The sequence below is a fragment of the Natrinema pallidum DSM 3751 genome (genome assembly GCF_000337615.1).
GTDB classification, from domain to species: Archaea; Halobacteriota; Halobacteria; order Halobacteriales; family Natrialbaceae; genus Natrinema; species Natrinema pallidum.
In genome coordinates this window covers 45,114-67,479 of the sequence record NZ_AOII01000067.1, presented here as the reverse complement: position 1 = coordinate 67,479, position 22,366 = coordinate 45,114, and the positions used below count along the sequence as shown (strand labels likewise).

General features: G+C 67.6%; 25 protein-coding genes, 1 tRNA gene and 1 pseudogene. 18 read left to right on the top strand and 9 right to left on the bottom strand.

The features are described 5' to 3' along the window. Nucleotides 1-35: 35 nt before the first annotated feature. The gene (locus C487_RS10430) at nt 36-734 is read right to left on the bottom strand and encodes a DUF7095 family protein (RefSeq protein WP_006185708.1); all 699 of its coding nucleotides are present in this window, start codon (nt 732-734) and stop codon (nt 36-38) included. 179 nt (nt 735-913) lie between these two features. Between C487_RS10430 and C487_RS10425 the strand changes: the two genes are divergently transcribed. Both C487_RS10425 and ncsA read left to right on the top strand, forming a co-directional pair. Further along, the gene (locus C487_RS10425; protein ID WP_006185707.1) at nt 914-1,633 is read left to right on the top strand and encodes an alpha/beta fold hydrolase; all 720 of its coding nucleotides are present in this window, start codon (nt 914-916) and stop codon (nt 1,631-1,633) included. 141 nt (nt 1,634-1,774) lie between these two features. Further along, complete coding sequence (gene ncsA, locus C487_RS10420) at nt 1,775-2,734, top strand: tRNA 2-thiolation protein NcsA (protein ID WP_006185706.1); 960 nt, start codon at nt 1,775-1,777, stop codon at nt 2,732-2,734. A gap of 319 nt (nt 2,735-3,053) precedes the next feature. Here ncsA and ftsZ read toward each other — a convergent pair whose 3' ends face one another. From ftsZ to C487_RS10405, 3 genes are all read right to left on the bottom strand, one after another. Then, nucleotides 3,054-4,241: a cell division protein FtsZ gene (gene ftsZ, locus C487_RS10415; protein ID WP_006185705.1), complete on the bottom strand. Its 1,188-nt coding sequence runs from the start codon at nt 4,239-4,241 to the stop codon at nt 3,054-3,056. 2 nt (nt 4,242-4,243) lie between these two features. After that, complete coding sequence (locus C487_RS10410) at nt 4,244-4,423, bottom strand: ribbon-helix-helix domain-containing protein (RefSeq protein ID WP_006185704.1); 180 nt, start codon at nt 4,421-4,423, stop codon at nt 4,244-4,246. A 195-nt stretch (nt 4,424-4,618) separates the two neighbouring features. Next, on the bottom strand, nt 4,619-5,233 hold the full coding sequence (locus tag C487_RS10405; protein WP_006185703.1) for a ribbon-helix-helix protein, CopG family: 615 nt from the start codon (nt 5,231-5,233) through the stop codon (nt 4,619-4,621). Between the two features lie 128 nt (nt 5,234-5,361). On the opposite strand from C487_RS10405, the gene C487_RS10400 reads away from it, so the two are divergent. The 9 genes and pseudogenes from C487_RS10400 to C487_RS10360 all read left to right on the top strand — a co-directional run bounded on the left by C487_RS10400 (nt 5,362) and on the right by C487_RS10360 (nt 13,440). Then, nucleotides 5,362-5,435, top strand: a tRNA-Tyr gene (locus tag C487_RS10400). Nucleotides 5,436-5,603: 168 nt separating this feature from the next. Further along, complete coding sequence (locus tag C487_RS21525) at nt 5,604-5,843, top strand: DUF7563 family protein (RefSeq protein WP_006185702.1); 240 nt, start codon at nt 5,604-5,606, stop codon at nt 5,841-5,843. A 42-nt stretch (nt 5,844-5,885) separates the two neighbouring features. Next, nucleotides 5,886-6,182: a hypothetical protein gene (locus C487_RS10390; protein ID WP_006185701.1), complete on the top strand. Its 297-nt coding sequence runs from the start codon at nt 5,886-5,888 to the stop codon at nt 6,180-6,182. 2 nt (nt 6,183-6,184) lie between these two features. Further along, nucleotides 6,185-6,616: pseudogene (locus C487_RS10385) on the top strand (DUF7845 domain-containing protein); the annotation flags it as partial. A 102-nt stretch (nt 6,617-6,718) separates the two neighbouring features. Further along, on the top strand, nt 6,719-7,480 hold the full coding sequence (locus tag C487_RS10380) for an ABC transporter ATP-binding protein (RefSeq protein WP_006185699.1): 762 nt from the start codon (nt 6,719-6,721) through the stop codon (nt 7,478-7,480). Then, nucleotides 7,470-8,753 carry an ABC transporter permease gene (locus C487_RS10375; protein WP_049908083.1) on the top strand — a complete coding sequence of 428 codons (1,284 nt, stop codon included), beginning with the start codon at nt 7,470-7,472 and terminating at the stop codon, nt 8,751-8,753. Before C487_RS10380 ends, C487_RS10375 begins: the two co-directional genes overlap by 11 nt. Continuing rightward, complete coding sequence (locus tag C487_RS10370; RefSeq protein ID WP_006185697.1) at nt 8,753-9,982, top strand: ABC transporter permease; 1,230 nt, start codon at nt 8,753-8,755, stop codon at nt 9,980-9,982. Before C487_RS10375 ends, C487_RS10370 begins: the two co-directional genes overlap by 1 nt. An 86-nt stretch (nt 9,983-10,068) precedes the next feature. Next, on the top strand, nt 10,069-10,491 hold the full coding sequence (locus C487_RS10365; protein WP_241431080.1) for a hypothetical protein: 423 nt from the start codon (nt 10,069-10,071) through the stop codon (nt 10,489-10,491). A gap of 108 nt (nt 10,492-10,599) precedes the next feature. After that, the gene (locus C487_RS10360; protein ID WP_006185695.1) at nt 10,600-13,440 is read left to right on the top strand and encodes a DEAD/DEAH box helicase; all 2,841 of its coding nucleotides are present in this window, start codon (nt 10,600-10,602) and stop codon (nt 13,438-13,440) included. Between the two features lie 98 nt (nt 13,441-13,538). On the opposite strand, the gene C487_RS10355 is transcribed toward C487_RS10360, so the two are convergent. Then, complete coding sequence (locus tag C487_RS10355; protein WP_006185694.1) at nt 13,539-14,762, bottom strand: polysaccharide deacetylase family protein; 1,224 nt, start codon at nt 14,760-14,762, stop codon at nt 13,539-13,541. Nucleotides 14,763-15,200: 438 nt separating this feature from the next. On the opposite strand from C487_RS10355, the gene C487_RS10350 reads away from it, so the two are divergent. The 4 genes from C487_RS10350 (at nt 15,201) to C487_RS10335 (ending at nt 17,693) form a co-directional block, all read left to right on the top strand. Further along, a complete protein-coding gene (locus C487_RS10350; RefSeq protein WP_049908082.1) occupies nt 15,201-15,935 on the top strand; it encodes a protein sorting system archaetidylserine decarboxylase in 735 nt (244 codons plus the stop codon). 901 nt (nt 15,936-16,836) lie between these two features. After that, entirely contained in the window at nt 16,837-17,085 is a 249-nt protein-coding gene (locus C487_RS10340) for a hypothetical protein (RefSeq protein WP_006185691.1), read from the top strand. Next, on the top strand, nt 17,082-17,222 hold the full coding sequence (locus C487_RS21010; protein WP_006185690.1) for a hypothetical protein: 141 nt from the start codon (nt 17,082-17,084) through the stop codon (nt 17,220-17,222). The genes C487_RS10340 and C487_RS21010 overlap by 4 nt, the downstream gene beginning before the upstream one ends. A 198-nt stretch (nt 17,223-17,420) precedes the next feature. After that, nucleotides 17,421-17,693, top strand: coding sequence for a hypothetical protein (locus C487_RS10335; RefSeq protein WP_006185689.1), 273 nt, complete (start codon nt 17,421-17,423; stop codon nt 17,691-17,693). Nucleotides 17,694-17,762: 69 nt separating this feature from the next. Here C487_RS10335 and C487_RS10330 read toward each other — a convergent pair whose 3' ends face one another. Beyond that, nucleotides 17,763-18,689 (bottom strand): DMT family transporter, encoded by a 927-nt coding sequence (locus tag C487_RS10330; protein ID WP_006185688.1) that lies wholly within the window; start codon nt 18,687-18,689, stop codon nt 17,763-17,765. A 125-nt stretch (nt 18,690-18,814) separates the two neighbouring features. Continuing rightward, nucleotides 18,815-19,180, bottom strand: a complete 366-nt coding sequence (locus C487_RS10325) for a DUF7344 domain-containing protein (protein WP_006185687.1) — start codon at nt 19,178-19,180, stop codon at nt 18,815-18,817. A gap of 275 nt (nt 19,181-19,455) precedes the next feature. On the opposite strand from C487_RS10325, the gene C487_RS10320 reads away from it, so the two are divergent. The 3 genes from C487_RS10320 (at nt 19,456) to C487_RS10310 (ending at nt 21,048) form a co-directional block, all read left to right on the top strand. Next, nucleotides 19,456-20,097, top strand: coding sequence for a ribonuclease H family protein (locus C487_RS10320; RefSeq protein ID WP_006185686.1), 642 nt, complete (start codon nt 19,456-19,458; stop codon nt 20,095-20,097). Nucleotides 20,098-20,173: 76 nt separating this feature from the next. Further along, nucleotides 20,174-20,632 carry a DUF2240 family protein gene (locus C487_RS10315; RefSeq protein WP_006185685.1) on the top strand — a complete coding sequence of 153 codons (459 nt, stop codon included), beginning with the start codon at nt 20,174-20,176 and terminating at the stop codon, nt 20,630-20,632. A 23-nt stretch (nt 20,633-20,655) separates the two neighbouring features. Beyond that, the gene (locus C487_RS10310) at nt 20,656-21,048 is read left to right on the top strand and encodes a hypothetical protein (RefSeq protein ID WP_006185684.1); all 393 of its coding nucleotides are present in this window, start codon (nt 20,656-20,658) and stop codon (nt 21,046-21,048) included. A gap of 49 nt (nt 21,049-21,097) precedes the next feature. Here the strand turns inward: C487_RS10310 and C487_RS10305 are convergent, their stop codons facing one another. Both C487_RS10305 and C487_RS10300 read right to left on the bottom strand, forming a co-directional pair. Continuing rightward, entirely contained in the window at nt 21,098-21,757 is a 660-nt protein-coding gene (locus C487_RS10305) for an HAD family hydrolase (RefSeq protein WP_006185683.1), read from the bottom strand. A gap of 103 nt (nt 21,758-21,860) precedes the next feature. Next, a complete protein-coding gene (locus C487_RS10300; RefSeq protein WP_006185682.1) occupies nt 21,861-22,229 on the bottom strand; it encodes a methylglyoxal synthase in 369 nt (122 codons plus the stop codon). Nucleotides 22,230-22,366 lie beyond the last annotated feature (137 nt).

The following is a 22,366-nucleotide window of genomic DNA, read 5'->3' as shown; positions in this document are numbered from 1 at the left end:
CGGGTATGGATCAGCCGTCGACTCCGACGGCAATCTTAGACGACGTCTCCACGAACCGTTACGCCGTCTTGTCGGTCGCGCCAGGCGTGGAGTTCGCGGGCCGCCGTCTCGGCCTCGTCGTCGTCCAGTCCGAGCATCTCGAGGGCCGCCGACAGCGTCGGCAGCGCCAGGTCGCCCGCTCGGAGCTTCCGAAACGCCTCGTCGCTTCTGGTCCCCTCAGCCCAGAGACAGACTCCGCGCGGATCGAGCAACTGGGTGTAGTCCTCGCGCAGTTGTGCACCCCGCAGCCGCTGTGTAACGTTGTCCTCGAACGACGAGTTACAGACCTCGAGATGGACCGGTTCGTCGTCCGTGAGGAGGTGTGCGGCGAGACACCGTTCGGGCGCGGCGTGGCCGTTCGCATTGGCCCGGAGATAGTCGGGAAACTCGGTCGCCCAGTCCGCCCGTACGGACTTTCCGACGCCCTCGATGCCGTGGGACTCGCGGAACCGGGCATTCGGGTCCCGTTCGTCCGACTCGTCCCCGTCGGCGCTCGCGTCGGTCGGTTCGCTGTCGTCGCGCAGCAGGACGTCCTTGGTCACGTAGACGTCCAGGCGCTCGACGGGATCGAGACCGAGCGCGACATCGCCGACGGCCCACACCTCGCGGACCGGGACCGGCATCCGCTCGGTCGCGACGGTTTCGACGATCCGCGCGAGGCGATCGACCGCGTCACTGCGGGCCAATCCGGTCATTGGGCTCCCTTGGGCGTCGACGCGCAAAGACGTTTCCCAGTGCCGATCGCGACATGCGTCAGCGGTTCCGCGGCGTCGTGCCCGCGGCAGTCGCGGTCGCACTGCCACGACGCCGCGACCGTCTCGAGCGCCGCAGTAAGAGATCAGGTTTTTTATCGGTACCCGATGAACGGAATCCTATGCGACACCGGATCTTCAACGCGGACGGCGACGAGGATCTCGTCTTCGTCATGGGCTGGGGCAACCGCTGGACTCACGAAAACGTCAGCTGGCTCATCGGACAGTTGACCGATGCCGGCTACCGCGTACACGCGTTCGAACTCCCCACGAATATCGACGATTTCAAAGCCGACTGGCTCGAGCCCGTCGCCGAGTACGTCCGCGATCTCGGGACGTACCAGCTGCTGGGCCACAGCGCGGGGGCGCTCGTCGCGCAGGCTTTGGACGGCGCGGACAACCACGTCTACCTGAGCCCGTGGTGGGGATACGGCGAGAACTTCCCGGAGCCGCTGTTGGATGCGGTGTCGACCCTCCCGACGACGTTCCCGTGTCTCCCGATCGGTGACCTCGACGAGGATGCGCTGGGCGAGCGGACGACGGACCACCAGATCGAGACGACGCCGTCGTGGGTCTCGCCGGCGTTCGTCCGTGAGACCCGTCGCGCACAGGACGAACTCCTGACAATCGACCACGACGCGGTCGTCTTCTGTTCGCTGCGCGATCCCGTCGTCAGCCTCCGGCCGATCGGCGAGCGGGTGCCCGCCGAACACGTCGTCCTCTACAACGGCGGCCACGAACTGTTCTCCTCGGCCGCTCGCGACCACTACGTCGATCGCCTGCTTGCCGCCCTCGAGAACGGCTCCGCGGCCGTCGAGGAGCGGGAATCGGCTCCCGCTTGAACCCGCTCGCCCGGGTCCGTCCGACACCAGCCTCGCTCGGCGCGTTGACTGCGGCCAACCGCACCGCAGACCCTGTCGGACGCCGTCGGTCGTCTCCGCCAGACGAAACCGTGATTGGCGGCGACCGACAACGAACCGCTAATGGACTGTAACCGCTGTGACGAGGAGGCGGTCATGCACGCCGCCTACTCCGGGGCACACCTCTGTGCGGATCACTTCCGCGAATCGGTCGAAAAGCGGGTGCGCCGTCGAGTCCGCCGGGACGATCTCGTTCCCCACGACGCGACGCCCGAAACCCCCCAAACCTGGGTGATCGGCCTCTCGGGTGGCAAGGACAGCGTCGTCCTCACGCGGATCCTCCACGACACGTTCGCAGAGGACCCCCGCATCGAACTCGTCGGGCTGACGATTCACGAGGGGATCGAAGGCTACCGCGACAAGTCCGTCGAGGCTTGTGTGGAACTCTGCGAGGCCCTCGAGATCCGCCACGAACTCGTCAGCTACGAGGAGGAGTTCGGCGTCCGGATGGACGATGTCGTCGAGGACGACCCCGAGAACATGGCCGCTTGTGCCTACTGCGGAGTCTTCCGGCGAGACCTTCTCTCGAAATACGCCGAGGAACTCGAGGCCGATCTCCTTCTCACCGGGCACAATCTCGACGACGAGGCCCAGACCGCGCTGATGAACGTGCTCGAAGGTGACGTCGAACAGATGGCGAAACACTTCGATGCCAGCCTCGGCCCCCTCTCCGAGCGCGAGGAGCAAGACGAGTTCGTCCCGCGGGCGAAACCGCTGCGGGACGTCCCGGAAAAGGAGGTCGCCCTCTACGCTCACCTCAACGATCTGCCCGCTCACATCACCGAATGTCCCCACGCCAGCGAGGCGTACCGCGGCGAGATCCAGCAACTCCTCTACGACCTGGAGGAGAACCATCCCGGCACTCGCCACTCGATCCTCTCCGGGTACGAGGAACTCGCGACGATCGCCGCCGAGAAGTACGCCGGCGACGACGGGGCCGACCTACAGGACTGCGTCGAGTGCGGGTCGACGACCACGCGAGACGTGTGCCGGAAGTGCTCGCTGCTCGAGGCCCTGGTCTGACGGCACTCCCGTCCTCGCCTCCATTCGTCGATGCTCTCGAGTCCGGCCCCGGTAATCCGTCAATCGCGGCCGAGCGAGTGCCTCGACGTATGCGTTCCCTTAGCCGTATACGGTCGTAAACGGCCGGTTCGGCGAACGATACGCTGAAAACCGGATACGACACCTTCTCGGTATCGGTGGCCCGGCTCGGGGTCCGAGTCAAGCGTCACCACTGCCGAGTCGGGCGTCGACAAAACGCGATCGTGAACTCGAGAGGTGACCGGCACGACGGTGGTGTGTCGGTCGTGTGGTCGTGCCGGGACCGTCCGGTCGATCGTGATTACCGGATCACGTCGACGCCGTTCTGTCGCTCGACCTCGTCGCGGCCGCCGTCGCTCTGTGCGCCGAACTCGGGGCTGCCGGTCTCGACGTTCTTGCTCGCGTCGAAGTCGGCCTCGGTCACGCCCTCGATACTCTGGCGGGACTTGTCGGCCTGCTTCTGGGTCGTCGGACCAAGCACCTGTGCGCTCTGAACGCCGGTCATGATGGCCATGACACGCACCTTACCCTTGTACGACTCCTGAATACGGGCGCCCCAGATGACGTTCGCCGAGGCCTCGAGGCGCTCGGTGATGTTGTCGGCGATGCCCTCGGCCTCTTTCAGCGTGAGGTCGGGACCGCCGGTGATGTGGACGAGGCCACCCGACGCGCCGCGGTAGTCGACATCGAGCAGCGGGTGGTTCATCGCGTCCTTGACGACTTCGTCGGTCTTGTTCTTGTCCTGGGTCTCGCCGACGAGCATCACCGCGACGCCGCCCTGGTTCATGATCGTGGACATGTCGGCGTAGTCCAGATTGATCAGGGACGGCTGTGTGATCGTCTCCGAGATGCCCTTGACCGTCTCGGCGATGATCTGGTCCATCACCGAGAACGCTTTCCCGATCGGCAGGTTCGGGACGTAATCGAGCAGTCGGTTGTTGTCCAGTACGATGATCGAGTCGGCCTGATCACGCAACTTCTCCAAGCCTTCCTCGGCTTTGACCGTGCGGGCGCGCTCGACGTTGAACGGCGTCGAGACCATCCCGACGACGATCGCACCCTGCTCTTTGGCGATTTTCGAGACGACGGGGGCGGCACCCGTGCCGGTCCCGCCGCCCATCCCCGCGGTCACGAAGACGAGATCCGCGTCGCCCAGCACTTCCTTGATCGTTCCCTGGGCCATCTCGGTCGCGCGTTCGCCCATCGACGGGTCGCCGCCGGCTCCGAGCCCGTTCGTGAGCGATTTACCGACGAGGATCTTCGTGTCGGCCTCGATCATCTTGAGGTGCTGTTTGTCCGTGTTGATCGCCACGGTGTCGGCACCGTCGACACCGATGTTGTACAACCGGTTGATGGTGTTGTTACCGGCACCGCCACAGCCGACGATGACGATTCGTGGCTCCCCGAACTCGTCGTCGTCCATCGGGGCGTCCATCTCCCGGGCCTCTTCCTCCGCGTTCTCTAAGGCGTCCTGAACGATATCCTGCATCGTTACACCTTGGCCCAGTTGCGTTTACCGGACTGTTCGCTGGGTCCGTCCTGTTGCTCGTTGATCATCTCACGGACGGCCGACCGGATCGCTTCGCTCCGGTTCGGGAACTCGCCCGAGTCGACCAGTTGCTCTACTTCCTCGATCTGCTGTTTCGGGATACGCAGTGTCACACGCTCCATGGTTGTATTCCCCGTTGGGTAAGACGGTGGCGCGCCCCTGTCAGACGCGGCGTGTCTTACGACGGAACTGCCCGACATCGGGCGATTTTCCGTCTTTTCGACGGGTGTAAGACAATCCGTCTTACGCGAATAATTGGATGTCCGGCTTGGATAATAAAACTTTCGCCGAGTCTGACTTTCAGTGTCTTACACCGGTCAGTACTGGTGATTGTCGGACTCGAGAACGTCCGCCGCCGGTGTCCGACGACCGCACCCGGGACAAAACGACCAGTCCGAACGGACCTCGTCGCCGCAGTCACAGAACAACCGCCGCGAGGCCTTTTCGCCGCAGTTGGGACAGTATACGTGGTTCCCCTCGAGTTGGTCGCCACACTGGTTACACTGAACGTCACCGTCGCCGGACGGTGTGTCCGACGGCTCGTGAGTCCGCGCCCGCTCTCCGTCGTCGGTCGGCTGAGTCACTACCGTCTCGCGCGTGCGCCCGCGATCGGCGCGTTCGTCGGACCGCGGTTCCCCCTCGAGCGAGACGGTAACGGTAACGGCTTGTGGATCCGTCGACGGTGTTCGTGCGTCCACACGTTCGAGTCCGAGTTCACGCAATCGAGCCTCGAGTCGTTCGTCGACCCGTTTCCGAACCAGTTCGTCGATTGCGCCCTTCGTGTCGCAGTTCCGATCCCCACCGCTCCGCGCCGTTCCGTCGGACTCGAGATACGAGCGCAGCGCCTCCCGCATCGCTTCACTCTTGGAGCGGTCCAGCTCCTCGAGTTGCTCGACGAGATCGTCGTCGGCGCGGAACGTGATCTTGCTCATTGGCGAGTTGCTCCCGTGTTATCACGCCTGCTATATCAATCATGCTGCTGATCACGGTCGCTGACACGTTCCACCTCGTCCCGAATAATAACCCTTATGTGTACCACGGCGGCTACGTTTGAGTGCGCCCGCCCTTAGCTCAGACTGGTAGAGCAGTCGACTGTAGATCGACTTGCCCCCCGTTCAAATCGGGGAGGGCGGACTCGGATTCTCGCCGAAGCGTAGTCAAACCGGATAACGTCGTTTTCGTCACTCCGAGAGGCTTTACTGGCGGTTTCGCGTTTCAGATCTCGGGGGCCAAATCCGGAGTGGAACTTGGTTCCAGTGCCGGGTGGACGCCTGCGGGCGAATTTTGTAGTCGATCGACGGGGTGGTCAGCGTGACGGTCACGCTGGGTCCATCGGTCGACCACTCGACGTGTCTGCACTGCGGAGCCCATGTCAGTGACCGATTCCGGCGCGTTTTCGGTGACGACGACGATCGCGCGCACCGCTGCGGTTCGTGTGACTCGTACGCCCGGATAAGCCGCGGCTCCGCTGCCGGTCAGCCCGTTTCGATTCCGGATCCGGAAACAGCGCTCGGCCGTCACGGAAATGAGCCCGATGTCTAACGGTCCGTTCGTCCGGGCCTTCGAAAATCGGGGTGGTCCGCGGTGGGCGTCGACGCCGATCGGGACGACCGCGACCTCGAGGCCGAGTTGGCGAGTTCGACAGCTGGCCGGACCGGTATCCCGGTCGATGCGGTCTGCGTCGGCTGCGGGCGGACGCGCGTCAAGCGCGCGACGCTCGTGGAGATGGAAGTCGATCCGCAGACCGATCCATCGGTCCTTGAGGCGACGGACTGCACGTCGTTCAAGCACGTCTGCTACGGCTGTCAGAGTGCGACATGGTGGAACCCCGTCGCGGTCCTGACCGGCCTACTCGAGAGCGAACGCGAGCGAGGTGAGTAGCGGTGTCGCAGGTCGAGACGACGCCGCACGAGATCGACGGCCGATGGAAGTGGCCCGACTGGGGCCGCGGCCCCTACGACGCGCTCTCGTCGATCATGCTCGGACCGCCCTTCGAGGGTTACCTCGAGATCACGACCGAGATCGACGGCGAGCCCTGGCACCTCGAGGTGAGCTACAGCAAGTCGGGGTTCGCGCCGCGGCTGTCCGACGGTATCAACGCCGAACGCCTGTACGAGTGGGATATCAAGGGTCGTGGCCGCGGTGAACGGAAAGCGTCGTACAACATCGGCCCGCGGTTCCCGAACATGCGTCACTGGGAGAGCGGCGAGCGGTTGCAGCTCCCGTGGGAGAATCAGGTCGGCGAGGTCGACGGCGTCCGGACCCGCGTCGGCACCCAACGGACCGGACAGCCCCTGCACGCGCGTGGTCTCGAGTCCGTTGTCTCCAGGCAACGGTCTGTAGCGCCCGTCTGACAGGGGTAACCGGGTCGAAACAATGAGCCGCCGGCTCGTCCGCTGGGAGTGAGATCGTTGCGAATGTCCAAGCAATCAGTACGCGGTTCGCGATCGTCGGCGAGGGATCGGGCGGACGAACGCGAATCGGCGACGGCCGTCCGCCTCGAGGGAGTCACCCACGAGTACGGGTCGACTGGCGGCCGGTTTCGCTCGGGCGACGAGCGGACGGTGACCGCACTCCGTGACGTCGCCCTCGACGTCCCGACCGGGTCGATCGTCGGACTCGAGGGGCCGAGCGGGAGCGGGAAGTCGACGGTGTTACACGCGGTCGCGGGGCTGTTGGTCCCGACGGCGGGCAGCGTCGAGCTTCGGGGAACCGACATCGCGGCGCTGTCCGACGCGGAGCGAACGCGGTTGCGGCGACGCCATGTCGGCATCGTGTTTCAGCGATTCCACCTTCTCCCGTCGCTCTCCGCTCGCGCGAACGTCGCGTTGCCGCTCGTCCAGTCGGGCGTTCCGCGGGCCGCCCGCCGGGACCGTGCGACAACGTTGCTCGAGGCGGTCGGGCTCGGCGACCGAACGACCCATCTCCCGAGCGAACTCAGCGGCGGCGAGCGCCAGCGCGTCGCGATCGCGCGGGCGCTGTCGACGGACCCGGACGTGATCGTCGCCGACGAGCCGACGGGCGAACTCGATACGGCGACGGGCCAGGATGTCCTCGAGTTGCTGACCGATGTCGGACGCGAGCGGGCGGTGCTGGTCGCCTCACACGACGAGGCCACGCTCGCGGTCGCGGATCGGGTCGTCACCCTGTGTGACGGACGGGTGGACGATGTCCGATGAGGCCGCGGACCCTCCCGTGGACGCAGAGCCGCGGCGTCGGACGCGCTGGCGAGGGGTCATCGGGCTGACGCTCTCGAGATGGTGGCGACGTGCGACACGAACGACGAGGGGCCGGATCACGTCGACGGTCGCTGCCGTCGCGCTGACGATCGCGTTTCTGGTCGTCGTGACGGGCGTCGCGCTGGCGCTCGCTGACGGCGGCATGGCGACCGCGGACGACGCGGACGTCCGGATCACGCCCGAGGAGAGCGGGACGCTGTCGTCGGTCGACGGCGTCGAGGGGCCGCGACTCGGCGCGACCAACGAGCGAGCCGCGGCGATCCGCTCGCGAGACGGCGTCGAGCACGCCTCGCCGGTGTTAGTCGAGACGGCGCGACTCGAGTCGACGGACGGCGACCCACGAACTGTTCGACTGATCGGCTTCGTACCGGACGGGGAGTCCCGAACCGTCGCGGGGCTGCCGACCACGGCTCTCGAGCCCGGTGACCCGCATTATGCCAACGGGAGCTACGACGGACCGCGGAATCGGGAGCTCGTCCTCTCACCGACTGCCGCGGAGCGACTCGACGCCACCGCGGGCGACGAGTTGTCCGTCTCGATGGGCGGGGCGGAGCGAGCCGGTGGGGGGACGCCCTCGGTGACGGTGACGGCCGTCGCGGACGGGGGGGCGGGCGGTAGCGGTGCGCCGATCGCACTGGTTCACCTGAGCGAACTCCAGTCGTTCTCGGGCGCGGAGACCGGGGAACTCGCCGATCGGCTGCTGCTCTGGGGCGAGGCCGACGCGGCGCGGTCGGCCGCCACCGACGCCTACCCCGCTGCGGCGGTCGAGGTAGCCGGCGGCACCGATCCGTCGACGCTGTTCGAGGACGGGCTGGCGTTCGCGACGAGCGTGATCGCGCTGCTGGTCGGCGTGACCGTCTGTGCGTCGTTCGTCGCGACGACTATGGGAATGACCGTCGACGAGGATCGGCGCACCCTCGCGGTCCTCGAGTCGGTCGGCTTCCCGACCCGCAGCCGGCTCGCCGTCGTCGCGGTGTCGACGGGGATCACGACGGTGGTGGGTTCGATCGTCGGCATCGGCCTCGGCGCGGCGGGCATCGTTGCCGTCAACGCCGTCGCCGGTGCGACCGTCGCGCCGGGGACGGTCGCTCACTTCCATCCGGTGTTCGTCCCGTACGCGATCGGCGTCGCGCTCGTCGCGGGGCTGGTCGCCGTTCCCTACCCGCTGGCTGTGGCCGCGCGGACGGCCGTTCTCGAGGAGGTGGCTCGATAATGCTGCGACGCGCGATCGTCAGAACGCGCGCCGTCGTCGGGCTCGCGATCGCACAGCTTCGGCGGTCGCCCGGTCGAACGGCGCTGACCGTTCTCGCCGTCACGCTGGCCGTGCTCTCGGTGACGGTCCTGGCGAGCCTCGGCGTCGGCGTCGTGGAAAAGGGCGAGAAGGGACTGGACCGGGCCAACAGGGACATCTGGGTCTCGAGCGATCCGGTCGATCCGGCCGCCAGCGGGACCGAGAACCCGCTTGTGGGAGCCCACGGGATGGCCGCCGAAATGACCGCCCGGGATGACGTTCGGACCGCGTCTCCGATCGCGATGTACGATGTCTACGTCGGACCGAACGCCTCGGAACTGGAACGCAGGCCCGCAGTCGGGGTCCAGAAAACCCACGAGGGGTTCGATTTCCGGGCGGGGAGCGGGTTCGCTGTCGACGAGGAGGCTGCCGCCGGTCCCCCGCCCGACGAGCCGACGACCAACGAGATCGTGATCGACCCGCGCGTCGCCGACGCGATGAACGTCTCCGTCGGGGAGACGATCGCCGTCGGGACGAGCAGACAAACGGCCGCGGCCCACGAGTTCACCGTCGTCGGGACCGCGGACTACTATTCGCGGTATCTGAGTTCGCCGACGGTGACGATGCCGCTGGGTGACTTACAGGCGATCGCCGGCACGTCGGGAACCGACCGAGCGACGTTCATCACTGTGGACGTGGCGGACGATGCCGACCGGGACGCCGTCGCGAGCGACCTCAGCGAGGCGTACCCCGAGTACGACGTACGAACTAGCGACGAACAGGTCGCGTCGATGATCGAAGAGCGGACGGTCGTCCTTGCGAGCGGCGCGACGCTGGTCGGGCTCGCCGTCGTCGGCGGCGTCGTCCTGACGGCGAACCTGTTCGCGCTCGTGGCCCACCAGCAACGCGAGCAACTCGCGGCGCTCCGGGCGATCGGCCTGTCTCGACGCGTCCTCGCCGGCACGATCGGCGCACAGGGGCTCGTCATCGGCTTGGTCGGCGGGATCGTCGGTCTCGCGGCGACGCCGCTTGCCGTGCTCGGACTGAACCGGTTCTCGGCGTCGGTCCTCGGTTTCGAGAACCTCCTGCAGACGCCGCTCGAGGTCTATCTCAGCGGCTTCGCGCTGGCGCTCGTCGTCGGCACGGTCGTCGCGATCGTCGCCGGCTGGCGAGCGGGCCGCTACGCCCGGATCGACCATCTCGAGGCCTGACTGCGAGCCGGTCGCCTCGGGGGCCGTGACCGGTGTCGACTTTCGCACCCGGAACCCACTTGCCCGCCGGGCCCGTACGTGTCATGATGCGACCTCGAACACCCGCCGACGAGCGGTTGAACGCGGCGTCCGGACCGAAATCGACGGCTGCCGCTCCGTCCTGGCGGCGTCTCGGCGGCCATCTCCTCACGGCGGTCGGGCTGCTCGCGTTCACCTACGCCGTCTTACGAGTCCTGGGACCGCGGGACGACGTGCCCGTCCAGTCGGTCGCCGACGTGCGGGACGAGATGGAGGGCACCGTCCCCGCTGCACTCCGGGACCGAGCCACCGACACCGTACCGGACGAGCGATCGATCGACACCCTCCGGAATCGAGCCGGGGCTACCGTTTCCGACGATCTCACGGACATCACGATCGACGGTCCCGAAAGCGGGACCTCGGAGACCGCTCCCGATGTCGAGCCCACCGGCGACGTGGACGCCGACGACGACGCCGAGTCCGAGGAGTGACGCCGCCGGACGCGACAGCGGTCGTCGGAATCCGGTTCCGACTCGAGTGAGGCCCTCGAGATGCCGGAAACGTGGCGCTTATCCGCCGGTCGTGCCTAGCGCGTTCCGATGACTGACGGGGATGTCGCGGCGTTTACGCACCTCGGAGCGACGGTTCGTGGCGCGCTCTCCGAGCGCGGGTTTTCCCGACCGACGGCACCGCAACGACTGGCGATTCCGCCGCTGTCGGCCGGCGAAAACACGCTGGTGATCGCGCCCACCGGGAGCGGCAAGACCGAGACGGCGATGTTGCCCGTCTTCGATCACCTGGTTGCCGGCGACGGTCCGCCGGAGGGATTCGGCGCGCTCTATATCACCCCGCTGCGGGCCCTGAACCGCGACATGCGCGACCGCCTCGAGTGGTGGGGCGAGTACCTCGACCTCGCGGTCGATGTCCGCCACGGCGACACCACGGACTACCAGCGGAGCAAGCAAGCCGAGGATCCGCCGGACGTGTTGATCACGACGCCCGAGACCGTGCAGGCGATGCTGACGGGCGAGCGCCTTCGGGAGGCGCTCGCGGACGTTTCTCACGTCGTGATCGACGAAGTCCACGAACTCGCCGCTTCGAAACGTGGCGCGCAGTTGGCGATCGCCCTCGAGCGGCTCCGGGACCTCGCCGGCCCGGTCCAACGGATCGGCCTCTCGGCGACCGTCGGCGACCCGGCGGAAGTCGGGCAGTTCCTCACGGGCGGCCGCCCCTGTGAGATCCGCGAGATCGACGTCGGAAGCAACGTCGACGTGACGGTGCGCGAACCCGAGGTCACGGCCGAAGACGAGCGGTTGGCGGGGGAACTGCTGACCGAAGCGGACACGGCCAGCCACGTCCGAGTGATCCGTGACCTGGTCGCCGAGCACGAGTCGACACTGATTTTCGTTAACACGAGACAGACTGCCGAGGCGCTGGGCTCGCGGTTCAAGGAACTCGAGTTACCGATCGGGGTTCACCACGGCTCGCTCTCGAAGGAGGCCCGGATCGACGTCGAGGACCGGTTCAAGGCCGGCGAGATCGACGGGCTGCTGTGTACGTCCTCGATGGAGCTCGGGATCGATGTCGGACAGGTCGATCACGTGATCCAGTACAAGAGCCCGCGGCAGGTCACGCGACTCCTCCAGCGGATCGGGCGGGCGGGCCACCGACAGGACGCGGTCTCGAGCGGGACGATCGTCACGACGCGGCCGGACGACACCTTCGAGGCGCTATCGATCGCCCGCCGGGCCCGCGATGGCGAGGTTGAGCCGGCGGCGATCCACGAGGGCAGTCTGGACGTGGTCGCCAACCAGTTGCCGGCGATCGTCCAGAGCCGCGGGGACACCCCCGTCGACGAGGCCGTCGAGACCGTCACGCGGTCGTATCCGTTCCGGAACGTGCCCGAAGCGACGATCCGTGAGATCATCGGGGAACTCGATCGCAACCGCATCCTGTGGTTCGACGAGGGCGAGGACCGCATCGAGACCACCGGCGGCACCTGGCAGTACGTCTACGCGAACCTCTCGATGATTCCCGACGAGGAGACCTACGAGGTCCACGACATCGCCTCGGGAGGCCAGATCGGAACCTTAGACGAGCGGTTCGTCGTCAATTTCGCCCAGCCCGGCGCGGTGTTCATCCAGCGAGGCGAGATGTGGCGGATCGCCGAGATCGACGACGAGGAGGCTCGAGTCAAGGTCAGCCCGATCGAAGACCCCGCCGGCGAGGTCCCCTCTTGGATCGGGCAGGAGATCCCCGTTCCCGCCGCGGTGGCGGGCGAGGTCGGCGAGATTCGCGCCGTTGCGGAGCCGCAGTTGGCCGCCGGGGCCGACGCCGCCGCGGTCGGTCGGGAACTCGCGGGCCGCTATCCCGCCGACGAGTACACCCTGACCGAGGCCTGCGCCCAACTCGAGCGACAGATCGAGGGCGAATCGCCGATGCCGACGGCCGAGCGGTTGGTCCTCGAGCGACAGGGGCGGACGATCGTCCTCAACGCGTCCTTCGGCCACGCGGCCAACGAGACGCTCGGGCGGATGCTGTCGGCGCTGCTGGGCCAGCGGGCCGGTTCTTCGGTTGGTCTCGAGACCGATCCCTACCGGATCGAACTCGAGGTCCCGCACTCGATCGCGACCAGCGAGGTCATCGAGGTGCTCGAGGAGACCGATCCGGACCACGTCGAGACGATCGTCGAACTCGGGCTCAAGAACTCCGACGCCCTCGCGTTCCGGCTGACGCAGGTGTCCGCGAAGTTCGGCGCACTCAAGCGCTGGCAAGCGAAGGGCTCTGGCCGGCTCTCGAACGATCGGTTGCTCTCGGCGCTCGAGGACACGCCGATGTACGAGGAGGCGATCCGGGAAGTGTTCCACGAGGACCTCGATATCGAGCGCGCGAGTGCGGTACTCGAGGGGGTCCAATCGGAGGCGCTCGAGGTGGTGACCCACCGTGGCCGGACGCCGGTCGGACTGGGGGGTCGGTCCTCGGGCGGCAAAGAACTGCTCGCGCCGGAAAACGCCGATGCGAGCGTCATCCAGACGGTCAAAGAGCGGCTTCGGAACGACCGCGTCATCCTGCTGTGTACTCACTGCACGGAGTGGAAGGTGAAAACGACGGTCAAGCGAGTGGCCGACCAACCCGAGTGTCCCGACTGTGGCTCGACGCGGATCGCCTCGCTGAACCCGTGGGCCGACGAGGTCGTGCAGGCGGTCAGGTCCCAGGCAAAAGACGCGGAGCAGCGGGAGCTGACCGAACGCGCGTTCCGAGCGGCGAGTCTCGTACAGAGCCACGGGAAACAGGCCGTGATCGCCATGGCCGCCCGCGGGGTCGGCCCCCACAACGCCGCCCAGATCATCAACAAGCTCCGCGAGGACGAAGCCGAGTTCTACCGCGACATCCTCTCGAAGGAACGGGAGTACGCCCGAACGCAGTCGTTCTGGGACTGAGATTGGCGGGACACACCGTCCCTGGGTGCCCGACGACGCGCTCCCGACACTTCCGCGTTCGCTGCGCCGGCGACGGCTCGAGCGGCGGGACGAGGCAGTCAGTGGCCGACCGTGTCCTCGATATCCGACGGGCGGATCACCTCGAGTTCGCCGGCCGATTCGAGCTCGGCGAGGTAGGCGACCGTCTCCGCGAGCACGGACTCGGCGTCGTCGTCGAGTTTACCGAAGGCGAGCGACGTGATGCCGCCTCGGTCGGCGGTGAGGTCGAGTATCGAACGCGCCTCGTCGGCGTCGGGAGCGGTGACCCGCGAACAGAGGTGCGGGTTCACGGCGGCCCCCTGGGACGGGTAGCGACCGGCGAACGCGAGGTCGTGGTGCGCCGTGACGGCCTCGAGCGTGTCCTCGTCGTACCGACCGTACGGATACGAGAAGTACCGCGCGCCCGACTCGAACCCCGCGTCCTCGAGCCACGCCACGGCGTCGCTGACCTCCGTTTCGGGGTCGCGATCCGACGAGAGGTCGGTGAGGTCAGCCCCGTGTGCCGAGTGGCTCCCGATCGTCCAGCCGGCATCGGCGAGTGCCGTCACCTGATCGCGAACGAGGTGCTCGCCCTCGTCGCTGTCGGCCTCGCGGATTCGCCCCGTCGTGAGGAACGATACCGCCGGGTAGTCGTACTCCTCGAGAATCGGAAGTGCGCGGGTGTAGTCCGTCTCGTAGCCGCCGTCGAACTGGAGCATGACCTGCCCGGTCTCCGGCGCGTCGACGAACCGGAGGTCGTCGACCCACACCGCCCCTTTGTCGTCCTCGCCCGTCCAGCGGATGATTTGAACCTCGCTCACGGCGCTCCAGTCCGGGTCGCCGTCGATAGTGTCGATTCCGAAGTTGCACTGTACGAGCGGCGTATCAGTGTGGATGCGCTGCCGGAAGTCGATCCGGTCGCCGTCCTCGTCGAGCAACTGGACGACGATATCGGCCTGCTCCTCCGTCGCCAGCGCCAGTGCGGGACGGGTCCCCGAGAAATCGCGGGGCGTTGCGAGATCCCGAACGAGTCTGACCTGATCGTCCCCGTCGCCCGACTCGAGCCGCGCGGATTGGGACCCGGTGTACGATCGATCGGCGTCCGCCGAGAGGGTCCCGATCGGAACGTTCCACTCGCTGATGTCCTCGAAGTCGTCGAACGCGTTGACCTCAGCCCCGTCGCCGGACGCCGCTCCGTCCTCGGCGGACCCGTCGTCCGCGGTCTCGTTCTCTGCCTCTTCGGTGCTCGAACAGCCGGCGAGCGCGACCGCCGCGGCCGCGCCGAGATACGTTCGTCGTTGCATCACTGGCGATCGCTTGCGACACGAAGCGGCCCATTGTTATGCTCGGTCACCAGCGGCCACGGCGGCTCTGTAGCGGCGGGAAAACCCAATCCGCGGCGACCGCATCGCCGCGGGATGCGACCGTCCCCGTGTCCGGGTCGGTCGCTCGAGCCCGCTGCTCGTTCGGCAATCGGCCCGCGACGGCGGAAGACGCGGGCTATCGGGAGGTACGGCCGGCCTACAGTCGCCGCTGCAACGAGTCCGCGGTGATCGACGGCCCTCGGGCGAGCAGGTGACGGCGAGTCAGCGGCCACGGTCGCCGCGCCGGTCGACGAACGATCGCCAGCCGTGGGATCGGTCCCCGGGTTCCGCGCCGCCGGACTGCACGCGGTCGACGTGCGAGCGACGCTGAATGACCGTTCCGTAACGGCCATACGATTCGATCCCGTCGATTCGTTCATGAACTTCGCGCCGGGGGCCTGGAAGTACGCCATCCTTCCCCTGCTCGCTGCCCCGTTCGCCATCTTCGTCAGCGTCACGGCGAGCCTCGTCGCGCTCGCGGTCGGTGCCGGGACGCTCGCGTTCTTTCGCGACCCCGAGCGCACCCCGCCGCCGACGGGCGTCGTCTCGCCGGCCGACGGCACCGTCTCCGTCCTCCGCGAGGAGGGCGACCGGGTCCGGCTCGGCGTGTTCATGAACGTCTGGCACGTCCACGTCGTCCGCGCCCCGTTCGCCGGCCGCGTCACCGACGTCGAACATATCGCCGGCGCGAACCGCCCCGCATTCTCGAAGGAGTCCGATCGCAACGAACGCGTCCACGTCCGCCTCGAGACCGACTCCCCGAACCTGCCGGCGACCGGCGGAGAGTCGGCGACGGCCGCGGACGGCGACGGAGAGTCGGAAGCGGCGGAGACGCCGACCGCCAGCCCCGCCGAACCGGATTCGGACGCTGAGGTAACGCTGATCGCCGGGGCGTTCGCCCGTCGTATCCATCCCTACGCCGAGCGCGGCGACGGCCTCGAGCGCGGCGATCGGATCGGCCACATCGCCTTCGGCAGCCGCGTCGACCTGCTGTTTCCGCCCGCAGTCGACATCGAGGACATCGCGGTCGAGACGGGCGATTCGATGACCGCCGGCGAAACCGTGGTGCTCGAGTCGCCGGCCGGGACCGGTCTCGACGACGGCCGTGCGTAGCGGTCGAGTGCTCGCCGTTTTCTCACCCAGTTGATCGAGCGCGGGTGCGGCGCTCGCTCGAGGCGAGCGATAACTTCCCCGCCGGAAACAGTAAGCATACGTAACAACAGACCAACCATTAATGCGGAGGCCACGTCTCCGAGAGGGGCGTACGAAAACGCCCCGGGTGTAGTAGCACCCGAGACGGGCTTCCAAATCTCACAGGAGGGATTCCGGAAGCATGATTCCGTTCATTCTACCGAGATATAAACATCCCGCACGACCTTGCTGCGAAAGCCGAATCGCCGGCTCCGGTCGGCCCTCGCGCTGCCCGTAGCAGTCTCCGCGCCGTCTTCGACTCGAGGGAGGAGCACAATGGGCGATGGGTCCGACGCGAGTGACGGAACTGACGGAGGCGACGACCGTGCTGCGAACGACGACAGTTCGTGGATTCCGGCGGCATCGAACGGGTGTGCCTGTGCGGGGACCACTCTCGAGGAAGCGAGGCCGCCGCACGGAGATTCCGCCTGGAGAAAGCCATCGACCGGGGACCGACTCCTCGTCCAGCAGCCTCGAACTGAGCGATAACTTCCCCACCGGAAACAGTAGGCATACGTAACAACAGACCAACCATTAACGCGGAGGCCACGTCTCCGAGAGGGGCGTACGAAAGCGCCCCGGGTGCTGGATCACCCGAGACGGGCTTCCAAATCCCACACGAGGGATTTCGGAAGCATGATTCCGTTCATTCTACCGGGATATAAACATCCCGCACGACAGCCGAATCGCCACCTCCGACTAGCCCCTGCGCTGCCCGCAGCAGTCGCCGCGGGGACCGCCGCGGTGTCCGCGCCGTTCCCAGCCCGCTCCGTGCCGGTCCCAGCGGCCGTCGCGTCGCCGTCGGGCTCGAGGGGTGAGCGCGATGGGTGACGCGTCCGATGGGAGTGACGCCCTCGACGGGAGCGGCGGCTCCGACGGGAGCGACGAGCCCGATACGAGCGACGACGGCTCGTGGTCGCGTCCAGAGTGTCCCAGTTGTGGCGAGCCCGTGACGTTCGTGACCGCCAGCGGCCCCCACACGGGAACGGTCAGCCCCTGTGGCTGCTCGGTCCCGCCGGGGCTGATCTCGCGCGCCCGCGGTGCGTCCGAGCACGGCGGGCCGAACGAATGACCGCCCCTGCGGACGAGCCCTCGCGGCGGTGTCTCGAGTGCGGCGCGGAGATCGCCCGGCGCGACCCGCTCGTCGGCTGGTGGCTCTGTGACGACTGCGAACTCGCGTTCGACGACGACGGCGAGCGACTCACCTGACTGGCCCCCGTCGCGGGCGCTTTCCCCCTCCCGACGACGACCTCGCGGCCGAGCGGCCGCGGGTAGCGAGGGAAACGAGATGTTTCCCACGGGAAAGCTCCCGTTCACACCGCCCGACTGCGGGCCGCTCGTGAGACGGCCCGAAACGGTGGGGCCGATATTTGCGTCGTCGCCGGCACGGGTGAGCCGCTACGTTCGATGCCGAGCCCGCGCCCGTCCCAACAGCGGTCCGGCGAGTCGAGTCCAACGAGCGACCGCTGCGACGACGACCACGGCGCGCTCGAGCGCGCCGTGCCGGGGCTCGCGTCCCCGATTCGCGCCGCGGGGTTCTGGACGGCGGTCGCTCTGCCGGTGCTGTACCTCCCCCTGCTCGCGACCGGGCTGTCGTCCTCGCTCGACTGCGTGCTGTTCCTCGGCTTGCTGGTCACCAACCTCCTCGCGCTCTACGTCGGCCACGCACATCGCCGGTAGCGGCGCGGCCCGTCGGCGGCCGCCCGATCACCCGCACCGGACCGACCGGCGTGGCCCGTCCCCGGCGGCTCACTCGCTCGAGCTACGCGACCGGACGGTGTCGGCTTCCTGCCGAATCGCTCGCCGCTTGACGAGGAGGAAGCCGACGGCGATGAGGGCGAACCCGGTAAGCGTCGCGGTATCGACGACTTCGTCCAGGTAGAGCCAGCCGACGACCGCGGTGACGATCGGTGCGACGTAGGAGACCATGTTGATCTCGACGGCACCCAGTCGCTCGAGCAGGTCGAAGTAGATGAGGAAACCGACCGCGCTCGCGCCCACCGACAGGTACGCGAGCGCGCCGATCGCCTCGGGACTGGTCCACGCCGCGGGCTCGATCGGCTCGCCGATCGCGACGCTGACGAGGTGCATGACGAGGGCACCCCCGAGCATCGACCAGGCTTCCATCGTCTCGATCGGCAGTGAGGCGTCGAGCCGGCGAGTGAGGACGCTGCCCAGGGCGAACGCGGCCGCGGCACAGAAGACGAGTCCCTTCGCCACCGCGCCGGTAGCCAGGAGGTTGGCCGGGTCGGGCTGGACGATGACGCCGACCCCGACCAGACCGATGACGACGCCGACGATGCCGACCGGCGAGAGCGCGTCCGAGGGCACCAACAGCCGCGCGAACCCGGTACTCAGGACCGGCGAGAGGCTCACCAGGATCGCCGCCGCCGCGGCCGTCGTGTTTTGCTGCCCGACGAACAGGAACGCGTGATAGGCCGCGATCAAGAGCACGGCCCCGACGGCGACCTGCGCCCACTCGAGTCGGCCACGGGGCAGCCAATGCTCGACGGCGTAGACCGCGTAGCCGAGCATCAGGAGGCCGGCGATATCGTAGCGCAGCGCCGCGAACAGGACCGGCGGAATGTAGGAGAGGCCGGCGCTGATCGCGACGAAGGCCGATCCCCACAACGTTGCGAGTATCAGGAAAAGTAACAGGTTTCGATAGCGGCTCACGAAGGCTATCTCGATAGGGACCCCCTATGCGTTACGGTTCAGAACGAACTTGCCGGCACGCGACTCTCTATGGCACCGGACGGGAGACGAACGACGGCGGTCGGGTCCGGCCGACCGGGGGCGGCTCAGAGCGGGGGTCGCTCCCGGAGTTCGGGTTCGGCTTCGGTCTGTCTGAACTGCTCGAGCAGCGGCTTGATGTCCTCGAACCCCTCCGCCAGCACGATATCGCCGCTCCGCAGGTCGTACTCGATGATGTCGTAGTCCTCGAGCCGCGGCAGGTGGTTGTGAACCAGTGAGACGTAGACGCGCTGTCGCACCTCCTTGTCGATCGTGTCGGCGCGCGCGTCGAGTTCCCAGGCCGCGACCTGGACGATGAGGTCCTCGAGGTTCGCGGAGCCCTCGTCCGCGAGCTGGTAGAGGAGAAACCGGCGTTCTGACTCCGCGAGAAGGGAACAGGCCGCTTCCATCCGACTGGCGTTCGTCTGGTTCATAGGTCGATTTAGCACCCAGTGGTATTACTCCTGCTGCCAACACAGATTGGGTCCGGATCGCCCGGACGAAACGCGCACCTGTGTCGGGCCCCATAGTCGGCGGATAGCGCCTGTCTCTGTGCTGTTTACCGAACTTCGGTTAGCCACGATGATGCTTTGTTTCCGGTGACTGATTGTTGAACGGGACTGTCCCACACGGAGCGCTCACCAGGGCTACATTGTCATTTGTTATCTCGGACGACATAATTAAGTAGATAACCGGCCTACGGCCTCCTATGGCCGCTCACGGCCGGCCCGCACTGCGGGATCTGTTCGACGAGTCGCCCACGCCTCACATCGCCCATCCCCCTCGGACCCATCACCGTGACTTCTACGTCGCTACTGACGGGTCCTTCCGCGGTTCGGGCGGTGGGCTGGGTGCCGTTATCGAAACGCGCGACGGCACTCGCGTCGCACGCGTCGCGACCGCGGACACGCCGCCGGACAACAACGTCGCCGAGTACCGCGCCCTCCACCTCGGACTCGACGTCCTCGCCGCGCGAGCGCCGCAGGACGCCGCCGTCGGCGTCCTCATCGACCACGATGCGCTCGCCAGTAACGTCAACAGCGCCATCCTCGCGACGCGGCATCCCGATGGGAAGTCGCCACGTCCCGTCTCCATCCCGACCGCGACACGGTATCACTGGCGCGGGATTCGGGCCCGTCTCAACGGGTTCGACGAGGTGCGGGCCGCACGGATCGACAGCGACCAAAACCCCGCCCATCCGCTCGCGAACGCGCCGACCCAGTACCGGCACGTCAATCGCGAACCCGACCGCTGTGTCCTCCCCGAAGCCCCGGAGCCCAGCGCCGGCGAGTTCCCGCCGCCGTCCCGAGCCGATCGCAACAGCGGTGGCGGCGGTCGCGCCTCCGACTGATCGCCGACGGCACCGTCCCGACCGCGGTCGGGCGGAACCGTCATCGTTTTCTCACCGCTCGAGGAAGTCGACTCCGATGAGCCTCCGCGTCGCGGTCGCCGCCCCGTTCATCCAGAACGGTACCCGTCGCCTCAAGGAAAACGAGTTCGTCGTCGCCCTCTCGCTCGATCGGGACTGGTTTTCCCCCGATCAGGCCACGCGGCTGATCGACGTCGCCACCGGCGAGGGACTCCTTGAGCGCGGCGACGACGGACTCGCGGTCACGTTCGATCCCGGCGAGGTGACGGTGCCGGAGGACTTCGCCCCCGACGAGGACCTCCTGCGGGAACGCTCGGCGTTCGAACGCGTCCTCGATTCGCTGGTCGCCGAGGGCACGGCAAAACAGGAGGCGGTCGGCGCGATCAACACCCTCCAGCAGGAACTCGGGCTGACCATCGAGGCAGCCGCGGTCGTCTACGCCCGCCGCGAGGGGGTCGATGTCGACGAGCTGGCCCCGGTCGCCCGAGACGCCGTCCTCGACACCGAAGACGGTTAGTCTCGCCGTCCCGACCGGCAGGTATGGTCGAGGAACGGATCACCGACGGTCGCCGGATCGCCGAACTCCTCTCGAGCGAGGTCGACGGCCGCGAGGACGGAGAACTCGCAGAGTACGCCGTCACCAACGCCGATCGGGACGTCGAGCCGACGGCCGACGGCGCGCGCGCCTACGACGTGACTCGCCGCGACGAACGAATTGCTCGCGTCTTCGTCCACGATGACAGAGCCCACCTCGAGTTCGAGGCGGGACAGGACATCGCGGCAGCGGCGGCAGCCGATGCCGACCTCAGGGTACGGCCGAAGGCAACGCAGCCGCCAAAAACGCTCGTCTTCGTCGAGAGCGGGGCCGCGGTCAAGCGAGCGACGGACGTGTTACAGACCGTGAGCCGTCGGCTCGAGGAACGCGACGCGTAGCCTCTGGATCGCGAGCGGTGGCGCGTGCCGGTTCGTGGCGGCTAGCACGTCAGTCGAGCGCTGCGACGATCTCCGGCAGCGTCGCCGCGATGTCCGCCTGCTCGACGTGGGCGCTGGCGCGGGGATCGGGGTCGGGACCGTCCGCGAGCAGCACTTGAATCGCCCGCAACCCGGCCTCGGTCGCACCCCGCACGTCGGCTTCGACCTCGTCGCCGACGTAGACCGCATCGCCGGGCGCGACGCCCAATTCATCGGTAATCGCCTCGAACGCTCGCGGGTCGGGTTTGCCGGCCTCGAGTTCACCCGTTACGAGCGCGGCGTCGAAGGCGTCCTCCCAGCCCAGCGTCTCGAGTTTGTGCCGCTGGGCGCGGACCGGGCCGTTGGTGAGCAGTCCGACCCGGTACGCGCCGCGGAACTCCGCAAGCATCGCGTCGACGTCCGGCAGCGGCTCGAGGGCGTCGGCGATCGTCTCGCGGTAGGCCGTCGCGACGGCGGCCGGATCGGCGTCGCTCTCGCTGTCCGCGAGCAGGTCGGCGAAGATCGGCTCGCGCGTCTCGCTGGTGAGGTTTCGGCGGTGAGCCTCGAGGTACGACTGCCGGGTGAGCGACGGCGCGCCCGTCGCGGCCGTGGCTTCCTCGAGAAGGGTCGCCCGATCCCGTCGCGGGACGGCGAGCGTGTAATCGAGATCGAAGACGACCGCTCGTGGCATGGGTATGACAGGGGGCTCGAGCTGGTTGAAGCTGTCCCTTCCGCCCGCTCGGTCGTCGCCCGCGGGCGTGTCGGTCCCGCTCGGGCGACGAGACGGCGACGGGCTACTCCGCCAGTCCCTCGATGAGGAACTCCGCGGACGCGAGGTTCGTCGCGAGCGCCGTGTCGTGGACGTCGCAGATCCGGAGCAGTGCCGAGATATCGGGCTCATGGGGCTGGGCTCGCAGCGGGTCGCGGAGGAAGACGACGCCGTCGAGGCTCCCCTCCGCGACCTCGGACCCGATCATCAGGTCGCCGCCGAGCGGCCCCGACTCCTTGCGTTCTATCTCGAGGCCGGTCTCGTCTATCAGCCGCTGTCCCGTGGTCCCGGTCGCGATCAGGTCGTACGCTCGTAGCTGTGCCTCGTGTGTCCGTGCGAAGTCAATGAGGTCCGCTTTCTTCTCGTCGTGGGCGATGAGCGCGACGCGCGTCATACCCGTCCCTCATTCTCGGGGGAGATAAACGCTGCTCCGGACCGAGCGCCGTCGGGTTTGCCGGCGGTCCTCGAACCTGGCATCCGATGCCGGCCGAAAGCAGTTCGAATTAGCTACCTATTTTTGTTCGTGGCGAC

What these genes read in the sequence shown, in the direction of transcription:
- C487_RS10425 (WP_006185707.1), top strand. Translation starts at nt 914, where the DNA reads ATGCGACACCGGATCTTCAACGCGGACGGCGACGAGGATCTCGTCTTC.
- C487_RS10365 (WP_241431080.1), top strand. Translation starts at nt 10,069, where the DNA reads ATGCGACCTCGAACACCCGCCGACGAGCGGTTGAACGCGGCGTCCGGA.
- C487_RS21010 (WP_006185690.1), top strand. Translation starts at nt 17,082, where the DNA reads ATGACCGCCCCTGCGGACGAGCCCTCGCGGCGGTGTCTCGAGTGCGGC.
- C487_RS10350 (WP_049908082.1), top strand. Translation starts at nt 15,201, where the DNA reads ATGAACTTCGCGCCGGGGGCCTGGAAGTACGCCATCCTTCCCCTGCTC.
- C487_RS10430 (WP_006185708.1), bottom strand. Translation starts at nt 734, where the DNA reads ATGACCGGATTGGCCCGCAGTGACGCGGTCGATCGCCTCGCGCGGATC.
- C487_RS10300 (WP_006185682.1), bottom strand. Translation starts at nt 22,229, where the DNA reads ATGACGCGCGTCGCGCTCATCGCCCACGACGAGAAGAAAGCGGACCTC.
- C487_RS10320 (WP_006185686.1), top strand. Translation starts at nt 19,456, where the DNA reads ATGGCCGCTCACGGCCGGCCCGCACTGCGGGATCTGTTCGACGAGTCG.
- C487_RS10370 (WP_006185697.1), top strand. Translation starts at nt 8,753, where the DNA reads ATGCTGCGACGCGCGATCGTCAGAACGCGCGCCGTCGTCGGGCTCGCG.
- C487_RS10410 (WP_006185704.1), bottom strand. Translation starts at nt 4,423, where the DNA reads ATGGAGCGTGTGACACTGCGTATCCCGAAACAGCAGATCGAGGAAGTA.
- C487_RS10340 (WP_006185691.1), top strand. Translation starts at nt 16,837, where the DNA reads ATGGGTGACGCGTCCGATGGGAGTGACGCCCTCGACGGGAGCGGCGGC.
- C487_RS10380 (WP_006185699.1), top strand. Translation starts at nt 6,719, where the DNA reads ATGTCCAAGCAATCAGTACGCGGTTCGCGATCGTCGGCGAGGGATCGG.
- C487_RS10360 (WP_006185695.1), top strand. Translation starts at nt 10,600, where the DNA reads ATGACTGACGGGGATGTCGCGGCGTTTACGCACCTCGGAGCGACGGTT.
- C487_RS10405 (WP_006185703.1), bottom strand. Translation starts at nt 5,233, where the DNA reads ATGAGCAAGATCACGTTCCGCGCCGACGACGATCTCGTCGAGCAACTC.
- C487_RS10325 (WP_006185687.1), bottom strand. Translation starts at nt 19,180, where the DNA reads ATGAACCAGACGAACGCCAGTCGGATGGAAGCGGCCTGTTCCCTTCTC.
- C487_RS10355 (WP_006185694.1), bottom strand. Translation starts at nt 14,762, where the DNA reads ATGCAACGACGAACGTATCTCGGCGCGGCCGCGGCGGTCGCGCTCGCC.
- C487_RS10315 (WP_006185685.1), top strand. Translation starts at nt 20,174, where the DNA reads ATGAGCCTCCGCGTCGCGGTCGCCGCCCCGTTCATCCAGAACGGTACC.
- C487_RS10335 (WP_006185689.1), top strand. Translation starts at nt 17,421, where the DNA reads ATGCCGAGCCCGCGCCCGTCCCAACAGCGGTCCGGCGAGTCGAGTCCA.
- ftsZ (WP_006185705.1), bottom strand. Translation starts at nt 4,241, where the DNA reads ATGCAGGATATCGTTCAGGACGCCTTAGAGAACGCGGAGGAAGAGGCC.
- C487_RS10310 (WP_006185684.1), top strand. Translation starts at nt 20,656, where the DNA reads ATGGTCGAGGAACGGATCACCGACGGTCGCCGGATCGCCGAACTCCTC.
- C487_RS10375 (WP_049908083.1), top strand. Translation starts at nt 7,470, where the DNA reads ATGTCCGATGAGGCCGCGGACCCTCCCGTGGACGCAGAGCCGCGGCGT.
- C487_RS10305 (WP_006185683.1), bottom strand. Translation starts at nt 21,757, where the DNA reads ATGCCACGAGCGGTCGTCTTCGATCTCGATTACACGCTCGCCGTCCCG.
- ncsA (WP_006185706.1), top strand. Translation starts at nt 1,775, where the DNA reads ATGGACTGTAACCGCTGTGACGAGGAGGCGGTCATGCACGCCGCCTAC.